The 9,256-nt window shown below is 45.9% G+C and carries 11 protein-coding genes; 7 read left to right on the plus strand and 4 right to left on the minus strand.

What is annotated here, in order from left to right; all coding sequences use genetic code 11:
• Positions 1-4: 4 nt before the first annotated feature.
• Together ACQY3M_RS05965 and ACQY3M_RS05970 are read right to left on the minus strand one after the other, a co-directional pair.
• On the minus strand, positions 5-577 hold the full coding sequence (locus tag ACQY3M_RS05965; protein ID WP_428066738.1) for a hypothetical protein: 573 nt from the start codon (positions 575-577) through the stop codon (positions 5-7).
• Between the two features lie 130 nt (positions 578-707).
• Positions 708-2,177, minus strand: a complete 1,470-nt coding sequence (locus ACQY3M_RS05970) for a DEAD/DEAH box helicase (RefSeq protein WP_428066739.1) — start codon at positions 2,175-2,177, stop codon at positions 708-710.
• A 102-nt stretch (positions 2,178-2,279) separates the two neighbouring features.
• Here ACQY3M_RS05970 and ACQY3M_RS05975 point away from each other — a divergent pair, with 102 nt between their 5' ends.
• The 4 genes from ACQY3M_RS05975 (at position 2,280) to ACQY3M_RS05990 (ending at position 5,410) form a co-directional block, all read left to right on the plus strand.
• Complete coding sequence (locus ACQY3M_RS05975; RefSeq protein ID WP_428066753.1) at positions 2,280-3,491, plus strand: multidrug effflux MFS transporter; 1,212 nt, start codon at positions 2,280-2,282, stop codon at positions 3,489-3,491.
• Between the two features lie 116 nt (positions 3,492-3,607).
• Complete coding sequence (locus ACQY3M_RS05980) at positions 3,608-3,994, plus strand: MerR family transcriptional regulator (protein WP_428066741.1); 387 nt, start codon at positions 3,608-3,610, stop codon at positions 3,992-3,994.
• A gap of 3 nt (positions 3,995-3,997) precedes the next feature.
• The gene (locus tag ACQY3M_RS05985) at positions 3,998-4,540 is read left to right on the plus strand and encodes a flavodoxin family protein (protein WP_428066742.1); all 543 of its coding nucleotides are present in this window, start codon (positions 3,998-4,000) and stop codon (positions 4,538-4,540) included.
• A gap of 201 nt (positions 4,541-4,741) precedes the next feature.
• Positions 4,742-5,410 carry a flavodoxin gene (locus tag ACQY3M_RS05990; protein WP_428066743.1) on the plus strand — a complete coding sequence of 223 codons (669 nt, stop codon included), beginning with the start codon at positions 4,742-4,744 and terminating at the stop codon, positions 5,408-5,410.
• A 45-nt stretch (positions 5,411-5,455) separates the two neighbouring features.
• Here ACQY3M_RS05990 and ACQY3M_RS05995 read toward each other — a convergent pair whose 3' ends face one another.
• Complete coding sequence (locus tag ACQY3M_RS05995) at positions 5,456-6,862, minus strand: alanine/glycine:cation symporter family protein (RefSeq protein ID WP_428066744.1); 1,407 nt, start codon at positions 6,860-6,862, stop codon at positions 5,456-5,458.
• Positions 6,863-6,974: 112 nt separating this feature from the next.
• Here ACQY3M_RS05995 and ACQY3M_RS06000 point away from each other — a divergent pair, with 112 nt between their 5' ends.
• The 3 genes from ACQY3M_RS06000 (at position 6,975) to ACQY3M_RS06010 (ending at position 8,638) form a co-directional block, all read left to right on the plus strand.
• Entirely contained in the window at positions 6,975-7,634 is a 660-nt protein-coding gene (locus ACQY3M_RS06000) for a DUF4405 domain-containing protein (protein WP_428066746.1), read from the plus strand.
• A complete protein-coding gene (locus ACQY3M_RS06005; protein ID WP_428066748.1) occupies positions 7,627-8,250 on the plus strand; it encodes a flavodoxin in 624 nt (207 codons plus the stop codon). The genes ACQY3M_RS06000 and ACQY3M_RS06005 overlap by 8 nt, the downstream gene beginning before the upstream one ends.
• 145 nt (positions 8,251-8,395) lie before the next feature.
• A complete protein-coding gene (locus tag ACQY3M_RS06010; RefSeq protein ID WP_428066749.1) occupies positions 8,396-8,638 on the plus strand; it encodes a hypothetical protein in 243 nt (80 codons plus the stop codon).
• A gap of 141 nt (positions 8,639-8,779) precedes the next feature.
• Here ACQY3M_RS06010 and ACQY3M_RS06015 read toward each other — a convergent pair whose 3' ends face one another.
• Positions 8,780-9,076, minus strand: a complete 297-nt coding sequence (locus tag ACQY3M_RS06015) for a DUF3847 domain-containing protein (RefSeq protein ID WP_428066750.1) — start codon at positions 9,074-9,076, stop codon at positions 8,780-8,782.
• Positions 9,077-9,256: the final 180 nt, after the last annotated feature.

Here is a 9,256-nt window from a genome sequence, read left to right on the forward strand (position 1 = left end):
CTCCTTATTTTGTTTTATCTTCAATATCGGGCGTTTGGCCTTTAGCCAAAGCGCTGCTGGCGGACGCAGGCAAGGTTTCCCCTTTTGCGGCCGCGGTTGAAATCTGTATGTTTAGCTGATCGGTTGCGGGCGAATCCAACACGAGAATTTCCTGCTGGGGATGCGGCGGATAAGCCTGTTCGATCATATCGGATACGGAGTAATAGACATCCTTCGCTTTAAGGAAAGAGTCATGATTTTCCGGATGTTTTTGTACTTTCAAAAGTTCAATTTCGTATTCCGCTTTTGCCGCTTTGAAAGTTTTTGCGTAGAGCTGTTTTTTTATAGCGTCCTCAAGACGGAATATAGTTTCCTTGTCCATTGCGGTTTGTTCCAAGGCATTGCTCATTTGCGTTAAGGCGTTCAGCGCGTTTTGAAGGCCTGGGGTGTCGTCTATGTCAAAAGATGTTTTAGGCTCGTCCAAGGCTACTATATAGCTCTGCTCCAACGTTTTCTGAGGCATATATATATTACCCACGAAAGCGCCCGCTATAAAAACCGTAAACACAATAAACACTCTAAAAATCAAATTAAGCATACCTTAGTATATCAAATTAGGGGGATTAACTTTAAGTTTTCGTACCGTCAGGCGATAATGGCGGAAGTTTTAAAAAATTATTGTTAAACTTTTCAACAAGAGGATTTCTTTTCCTGCGCTGCGCATCGGTTTATCTTTTCCTGCTTGTCTTGCGTCCTCTTGGTCTACGGGGGTTTATTTTTGCTTCTTTTTGTGGAGGGCGTTTTTCTTTGGAGGGCTTTCCTACATATACTTTTTTAAAAGGCGTGAAGACGTATTCTTCCCGTATTTGCGCTGCGGGGTCTTTTTTCTCGCTCTTATTTAAGGCAAGTGTTTTATTTTGGTTTTCTTTGTTGGATGTTTTCTTCTCTGCGTTGGTAAGTTTTTTGCCCGCTTCGGTTTTTATCTTTTTCCCCGTTTTTTCCGCTTGGTTTGTATCTTGCGGAGATTTAAAAGAACTTTCCGTGATTAAAGAGGGTTGGGGTTCTATTGCGGGTTTTTCAGGCAAAGTTTCGGCATTTTCCCGGGAGGTATATTTTTTATCCAAGAAAGCGCGCACCTGTTTCCATTGAGCTCTATCCGCCCGCGCGATAAGGTTTAGGCAAAGCCCCGTTCTATCGTAGCGCCCCGTTCTGCCTAGGCGATGTATATATTCTTCCGGTACTTGAGGGGGCTCATAATTGATTACGGTTGAAATAGCGGGAATATCCAGGCCTCTGGCGGCGACGTCCGTAGCGATAAGTATTTTAAAGGATTGATCCCTAAAGCCTTTTACCGCGGCGTCGCGGTCCTTTTGCTTAAGGCCGCCGTGCAAGGCGGCTGCGTCGAAGAGGTTTTTCTTTAGATATCGGGTAATTTCGGCCGCGGCGCGCTGGGTTTGGACAAATACCAAAATCTGCCCTTGAGCTTCTCTTAAAAGAGAAGTAAGTTTTTTTAACTTCTCGTTGCCCTCTATTTTTATGTTCTTTTGAGTTACGTTGTCGGCGGGATTGTTTAGTTCCCCTATGATAACTTTTTGCGGATTGTTAAGATATTTCTCCGCTAATTTTAATACTCTTGGCGGGAAGGTGGCGGAGAGCATTAAAGTTTGCTTTTGTTTGGGGAGGAAAGATATAATCTCCTCAATTTGTGCGGCGAAGCCCAAATCCAACATTCTGTCTGTTTCGTCCCAAACGACTATGGCGGTATCGTCCAGTTTGAGGCTTTTCCTTTTAAGATGGTCGTTAAGGCGCCCCGGAGTGCCGATTATTACTCTAGGGTTGCTTTTAAGTTTCTTAAGCTGGCCCTGCATATTCTTGCCGCCCGTGATGAGGGCGGTGTTTATGTCGGTGTCTTTTGCCAAATTTCTGAAAACGCTTTGTATTTGTTGGGCCAGTTCTCTTGTCGGCGCTACGAACAGGGCGGTTTTGGAATCATAATCCAAAAGGAAATTTAATACGGGTATTGCATAAGCGGCTGTTTTGCCGCTTCCCGTCTTTGCCGAGGCCAAAGCGTCCCGCCCTTGAAGTACGACGGGAATAAATTCCGCCTGTACGGGGGTAGGGGCGGAATAGCCCAAATTCCTTATGGCTTTTATTACGCTTTTTTTAAGGCCGAGCGCATCAAAGAGATTATTGGTCATGGCATATATATTAACATTTTGATTGACGGTTTTGTATTATCGTTATTTTGGAGATTGTTTTTGAAAAAGATAAAATATAAATATGGGAAGCAATAAAGAAACCTGGCAGGGAAACTCCGTAAAAAGGCGCAATTCGGCCTTTTTTTATTTGTATTTTTGGGTATGCTGACGGCATTCGGTCCGTTTGTTACGGATATGTATTTGCCTAGTTTGCCCGCGATGGCTGATTATTTTTCGGCTGGCGCGTCTATGGTACAGCTCGGTTTGACGTTTTCGATGCTCGGCCTGGCCGCGGGGCAGATACTTTTTGGCCCGTTAAGTGACAAGTACGGCAGAAGGAAGCCTCTGTTGTGGGCGATGATATTGTTCTTGCTTTCAACCATAGGCTGTATTTTCGCCCCGACGATAGAAATATTCGTATTTCTCCGTTTGATACAAGGCATAGCGGGCGCGGGTGGGATAGTCATTTCCCGTTCGGTTGCCGCCGATAAATTTAAGGGCCGCAATTTGGCCAAGGCTTTGGCGGTGGTGGGCGCGATAAACGGCATAGCGCCCGTGGCCGCGCCGGTGATAGGCGGCACCGCTTTGCGGATTATGTCTTGGCAGGGAATATTTTGGATACTGTTTATAGTCGGGCTGATATTGTTGGGAGCGTGTCTGCATTTTAACGAATCACTTTCTAGGCCGAAGCGTTCTAAGCAGAAAATAAGCAAGACTTTATCGCTTTTCAAACCGCTTTTCGCCAACAAAAAGTATCTGTATTATGTTTTGCAAATGTCCTTCGCGCAGGGGTTGCTGTTTGCGTATATATCGGCTTCCCCCTTTATTATTCAGGAACATTACGGTTACAGTTCTTTTGCTTTTGGGCTGTTGTTTGCGCTTAACTCTCTGGCGATAGTCGGTGGGGCAGGTTTTTCGGTGCGGTTTAAAAGCCAGGAGCATTGCGTATCGATAAGCTGCCGCGGTATGATGATATGCAGTGTTTTATTGGCTTTGGCTTTGGGCTTTAACGCGCCGCTGGCGGTTTTTGAGGGTTTATTGCTGGTTTTGCTTTTTATGCTTGGGCTTACTTTTACCGCGGCGGTGGCTTTGGCGATGGGGTATGCGGGATCGCAAGCGGGTGCGGCCTCGGCATTGCTTGGGGCGGCCGGTTTTTTGTTTGGGAGCATAGTATCGCCGATTGTCGGGCTTGGAAATATAATGATTTCTTCCGGTATAGTATTTGTAGTGTGTGCGGCGGGGGCCTCGTTTTTTGCGGTTTTGGCGCGGCGGGCTTCGCGCGGAACTTCGTTTAAACCTCAGAAAGAAAATTGATATAAAGACACTTTAAAACTGAAGCCTTTGATATTATAATAATATCAAGGACTTTTATTTTGCTTGACTTGGATTTAACTCAAGGTAATATAATGTATATTATCGGGGAGAGTGATATGACCATTTCTGAAGTTAGCGAGAAATACGGCCTCAGTGCCGATACATTGCGTTATTATGAGAAAGCGGGCCTTATCCCGCAAGTACGCCGCAAGGAAAGCGGGATCCGCGATTACAGCGAAGCCGACTGCGGCTGGGTGGAGTTTATAAAATGCATGAGGGGCGCGGGCCTATCCATAGAAACTTTGGTGGAATATGTCAGCCTCTATCAAAAGGGAAAACGCACGGAGCGAAAGCGCCGCGATTTATTGGTGGCAGAACGCGACCGATTGAAAGCCAAGATGGAAGAGATGGGTAAAACTCTGGAGAGATTAAACTATAAAATTAAAGTCTACGACACAAAGATTTTATCTTGCGAGAAGGATCTTCTCGCGAGAAAGGAGTAAAAAATGGCTAAGAATGTTCTTATAATTTCAGGCAGCCCCAGGAAGGGCGGCAATTCTGATTTGCTCTGCGACCAATTTTTGTTGGGCGCACTTGACGCGGGCCATAAAGCGGAGAAGATATTTTTAAGGGACAAGGAAGTCGGTATGTGTTCCGGCTGTAATTATTGCGCCTCACACAGTGGCGATTGTCTGCGCAGGGACGATATGACGGAGATTTTGGGGAAAATGATCGCCGCCGACGTAATAGTTTTGGCCAGCCCGGTATATTTTTATTCAATTAACGCCCAGATGAAAGCATTGATTGACAGATGCGTTGCCCGATATACCGAAATATCCGGCAAGGAGTTTTATTATATAGTTACCGCGGCGGATACGGACAAAAACAACATAAAGACCACCGTAGATTGTTTCCGCGCGTTTACCGTATTGTGTTTGGAAGGCACTAAAGAAAAAGGCGTAATATACGGGCTTGGCGTGTGGAAAATGGGCGAAGTTAAAACACTGCCCGTATACAAGCAGGCTTATGATATGGGTCGAAATTGCTAAATTCCCCAATCGACGGCGGGGTTTAGTTGTTCCGTTTGCCGTATAAAAGGGAAATTTAAAATGAAGCCCTCCGCTTTGTGGCGGGGGGCTTTTTTATCGGTTTCTAACAAAGTGTTGACTTAAAGCCAACTCCAGGGTATATACTTTTGTTATGGCCCTTTTATAATTCTGAAGGGCCAAATACAAAGAAAGGCGGTAAGTATGAACTATATATATACGATGTTGTTTTTTGCGGCGGTATTTATGGTGGCTGCGTGCGGCGGAGATAAGAGCGGGGCGGCAGGTTATGCCGCGCAGAGCGCGGGCGAGGCGGCCCCCGGAGAGAGTTCCGCTTCTGAAATGAGGTTGAAAACGCAAGAGGGGCAGGACGGCACTTTGCGGAGCGATAACAAAAAAATATTGATTGCTTATTTTTCCCATTCCGGGAATACTAAAAATATGGCGCAACAAATAAACGATTATTGCGGCGGCGATATTTTTGAAATTAAGACGATATCCCCTTATCCTTCCGATTACGGCGACTGTGTGGATCAAGCCAAAAAGGAACAGGATGAGAACGCCCGCCCAGCTCTAGCCTCAAATGTGGAGGATATGAGCGTGTACGATATTGTTTTTGTCGGATACCCTAACTGGTGGGGAACTATGCCTATGGCTGTGTTTAACTTTTTGGAATCTTATGATTTCAACGGCAAAACAATAGTTCCGTTTTGTACTCACGAAGGCAGCGCCATGGGGCGCAGCGAGAGGGATATCAAGCAGCTTTTGCCCTCCTCCGAGGTTTTAAACGGTAAGCCCGTAAGAGGCTCACGAGTAAAATCTTCGGGTGAAGATATAAAATCTTGGCTTGAGGGCTTGGGATTTTGCAAATAAACTAAAAAGCGCGGCGTTTAAGCCGCGCTTTATTTTGCACAAATGTTATTGGTGCTTTTGCCAAGCGTAGGCCTTTTGTACGGAAGGGACATTGGCAGGATCAAATATTGGTTCCTGCACGCCCGCTTTCCTTTGGCGTCTGTAATCGGCAAGAACGTCCAAGGCCTGTTTCCTGAGCAGGAACAGCACGCTAATGTTCATCAAGGCCATTATGGTCATAAACAGATCTGCCATATTCCAAACTAGGTGAAGCTGGGCCACCGCACCCAAAAGCACCATAGCGGTAACTAAAATCCTAAAGAGCGGCATAATCCATTTTTTGTCTGTAAGGAACTCGATATTGGCTTGCCCGTAATAGTAGTTGCCGATAATGGAAGTAAAAGCGAAAAGCAGAACGCTTGCCGATATAAAGTATTCCCCAAAGCTGCCCATAGTCTGGCTTAGCGCCGCTTGAGTAAGAGCTATGCCTTCAAGGTTGAGGTTAGCGTAATCCGAGAGCAGAACGATAAAAGCCGTACAACTGCAAATTATCAAAGTGTCCACAAAAACGCTTAAAGCCTGTACATAGCCCTGGGTTACTGGGTGGGCGATATTTGCGGTGGCGGCGGCGTTTGGCGCGCTGCCCATACCGGCTTCGTTTGAAAAGAGGCCTCTTCTCGCGCCTGTCATAATGGTGGCGCCCAAGGTGCCGCCGGCTATATTTCTTAGGCTGAAAGCGTCCTTAAATATCAAAGCGAGGACGTCCGGCATTTTATCGATGTTAAGTATCATTACTATAAGGGTTATGGCTATATAGCTCAGCGCGAAGAAGGGTACTATAACAGCCGAGAAAGAGGCAATTCTCTTTAATCCGCCGAATATGATAATTGCCGTAAGCGCCGCTATGATTATCCCGCTTGCAAGCGGGCTTATATTAAAAGATTTGTACAGCGACTGCGCTATGGTGTTTGATTGTACGGAATTAAATACGAAAGCGAAAGTCAGCGTTATTATTACCGCAAATATACAGCCCAGCCATCTTTTGCCCAAAGCGGTCTGCATATAATATGCGGGGCCGCCGCGGAAGTGTTTGCCCTGTTTGACTTTATACACTTGCGCCAGAGTGCTTTCCACGAAAGCCGAAGCCGCGCTTATTACGGCTATAAGCCACATCCAGAAAATCGCCCCCGGCCCGCCTACGGTTATTGCGATGGCTATGCCCGCTATATTGCCGGTGCCTACTCTGGAAGCCGTACTTATCGAGAAAGCCTGAAACGAAGATATATGTCCTTTCCCCTCTCCGCTTTTAATGCCGGTTTTCATAACATTAAGCATTTTCTTTGGGCTTATGAACTGCACAAGGCGCGTAGCGAAGGAGAAGTAAATACCCGCCGCCATAAGCGCCGACATTAGGATATAACCTAAGAATTTATCGTTGATTAACGATACCGTTTGATTTATAATATCCGCCATAATTTTTCCTTTTCCTTTTAAGATATTAAAAATTCATAAATAAACAGTATATATAATATGGAAAGACATCACCATAAAAATTTTGTATCAATATAATATCGGGGAGAGGGAGATGAATAAAGATATAACATTTAAAATCGTTGTAGATACGGCGATGTTAATCCTTTTTGTTTTTCTTTTTTCGCCTAAAGGGACGGGCCTTTTGTGGCATGAGATTTTAGGCATGATTTTATTTGTGTTGTTTGCTTTGCACAATATCTCAAACTACCGCTGGTACGGCGCATTGTTTAAAGGGAAATATAATATAACTCGTTTAGCGTGGAGTTTTTTGAATGCCGCTCTTTTTGCGGCCTTTGTTGCGCTTATATTCAGCGGGGTAATAATATCGCGCCGCCTGTTCTCTTCCCTGGAATTGGGGGGTGGATTTACAGCCCATAAAATACACGTATTTACGGCTAATTGGTGTTTAGTGCTGGCGGCAATACATTTTGGGCTTCATATAGATAGGATAAAGACCGTTTTAGGCAAGTTTTCAAGATTTTGGGGCATTGCGTTGCGCATAGTTTTCTTTGCCTTGGCCGTATACGGCCTTGTGGTATGTTTTGAAAGGGATATATGGTCCAAACTGTTTTTGCAGGCTACTTTTCCCGGCAAAAGGGGCGGGGCGTCATTACTAATGATTGCGGATAATTATTTCGCCGTATTTTGTCTGTTTGCTTTATTGGGGTCAATGCTTAAATCCGTTTTGGCGAGGGAGTGCAAAAATGTATAGTGAATTTTCCGTTTGGCTTTTATTGGTCGCGGTTGGCTTTGCGGTGCTGGCCGCTTGGAACATTATCGACGTATACGTTAAGAAAAAGAAAGATATAAATCTCCACGAAGGGGAAGAAGAATGGCCCCTGCCCGATTTGGGCAGAACGCTGATAGTGTATTATTCTCTTGGCGGCAAAACGCGCAGGCTGGCGCAGGAAATAGCCTCTATAACGGGCGGGAAACTTTATGAAATATTGCCCGAGCGTGAAATAAAAAAAGCCCCCTTTGTATATTTTTCTTCCCGTAAGTATCTAAATGGGGGCGGATATCCGCCTATCGTCGCTGATTTGCCGGATCCGAATTACTACGATACTATTTTTGTCGGTTCGCCTGTATGGTGGGGGAAAGCGGCTTGGCCTCTTGCGGCGTATTTGGAGAAGACTGATTTTCAGGGCAAGAAGGTCATACCGTTTTGCACTGTGAGAAGCGACTACGGATCTTTTTTTGAGGACTTTGAAAAGAAGGCTAAAAACGCGAAGATACTTGAAGGCGAATATTTTTACAATCATTCCCGCAAATACGATTATGTCGTCAGGAATAAAATAAGGCTTTGGCTTAACATATTGGAAGAATAAAGGGCCGCGGAAAGCGGCCCTTTTTAGGAAGTTTGCGAAAGTATTTTGCTTTGTCAAAACCCTACAAAGCCAGCTTGTAAATATTGTAGACATCTTCGGCTCGCAGCTTGATGAAGTTGTCCGTCTGCCCAAAATGGGGGGCTTTTTGAGCCATAATTTTAAGGCCCCGCTCGTAAGGGATAAGATTTGGCTTAGGCGTATGGGCAGGCTCGGGTTTCCAAAGAAGTTTTCCGTCTTTGCTAGGGTTTTTCTTGCCAATGTGTCAGTTTTATCCAGGCCCTATCCCGTTTCGCAAAGCCCGTTGAGTTTTATACTTGGGGCGGGGGCGTATTTCGCTGTCCGCTGCGGTAGCGGCAAAAACGGCGGCTGTGCAGGGATAGCCGCGTAAGCGGCGCAAGGGGTGCAGCCCCTTGTTGCGGCAAAGCCGCCATATCGGAGCGCGGGGAAAGTTCCCTGTGCGGAGATAAAGCCCTCGGCAGAGCGCACACGCCCGCAAGGGTGTATAAGTGCGCCCTTTGTTCCAAAGGGATTATTCCGCGTTCCCGTTCCCGGCTCGTTTTTTCAAAAACTCCTGTGCTGGCTCGCTCGTCAAGGCAAGCCGTAAAAAGGCTTTCGCGTCCTCGTCCGGCATGGCAATCAGCTCCGGCACAAGGCTCTCCATGAAGCCGCCGCGCTTGCAAAGCCTGTGGTTTCTCGCCTTGCGTTCCTCGACGGATAGCTTCTGCTTGATGATTTTCTCCCGGTTTTCAAACTGCCGGATTTTCTTCTTCCCGTCCTCAATCTCGGCGGTCAATTCCTCGTGGGTTTTCTCTCTCGGTTTCGTCATAGGTGGTCGCTCCTTTCTACTCATGGGTAAAAGAAAAGAGCAGCCGTTTTCGTGGTGGAAAATACCTGCTCTTGGTGGATGTATTTAGTTGTTTAAGCGGGCGGCAAACTCCCCGATAAATGGGAATTGTCTAAAATAGTAAAGCCGTACCGCTTACTATTTTTTCTTTTACTGCTGAAA

Origin of the sequence: Candidatus Proelusimicrobium volucris (assembly GCF_959605025.1) — a bacterium.
GTDB lineage: Bacteria > Elusimicrobiota > Elusimicrobia > Elusimicrobiales > Elusimicrobiaceae > Proelusimicrobium > Proelusimicrobium volucris.

Coding starts and splice junctions, on each gene's coding strand:
- ACQY3M_RS05965 (WP_428066738.1), bottom strand. CDS start 577: ATGCTTAATTTGATTTTTAGAGTGTTTATTGTGTTTACGGTTTTTATA.
- ACQY3M_RS05970 (WP_428066739.1), bottom strand. CDS start 2,177: ATGACCAATAATCTCTTTGATGCGCTCGGCCTTAAAAAAAGCGTAATA.
- ACQY3M_RS05980 (WP_428066741.1), top strand. CDS start 3,608: ATGACCATTTCTGAAGTTAGCGAGAAATACGGCCTCAGTGCCGATACA.
- ACQY3M_RS05985 (WP_428066742.1), top strand. CDS start 3,998: ATGGCTAAGAATGTTCTTATAATTTCAGGCAGCCCCAGGAAGGGCGGC.
- ACQY3M_RS05990 (WP_428066743.1), top strand. CDS start 4,742: ATGAACTATATATATACGATGTTGTTTTTTGCGGCGGTATTTATGGTG.
- ACQY3M_RS05995 (WP_428066744.1), bottom strand. CDS start 6,862: ATGGCGGATATTATAAATCAAACGGTATCGTTAATCAACGATAAATTC.
- ACQY3M_RS06000 (WP_428066746.1), top strand. CDS start 6,975: ATGAATAAAGATATAACATTTAAAATCGTTGTAGATACGGCGATGTTA.
- ACQY3M_RS06005 (WP_428066748.1), top strand. CDS start 7,627: ATGTATAGTGAATTTTCCGTTTGGCTTTTATTGGTCGCGGTTGGCTTT.
- ACQY3M_RS06015 (WP_428066750.1), bottom strand. CDS start 9,076: ATGACGAAACCGAGAGAGAAAACCCACGAGGAATTGACCGCCGAGATT.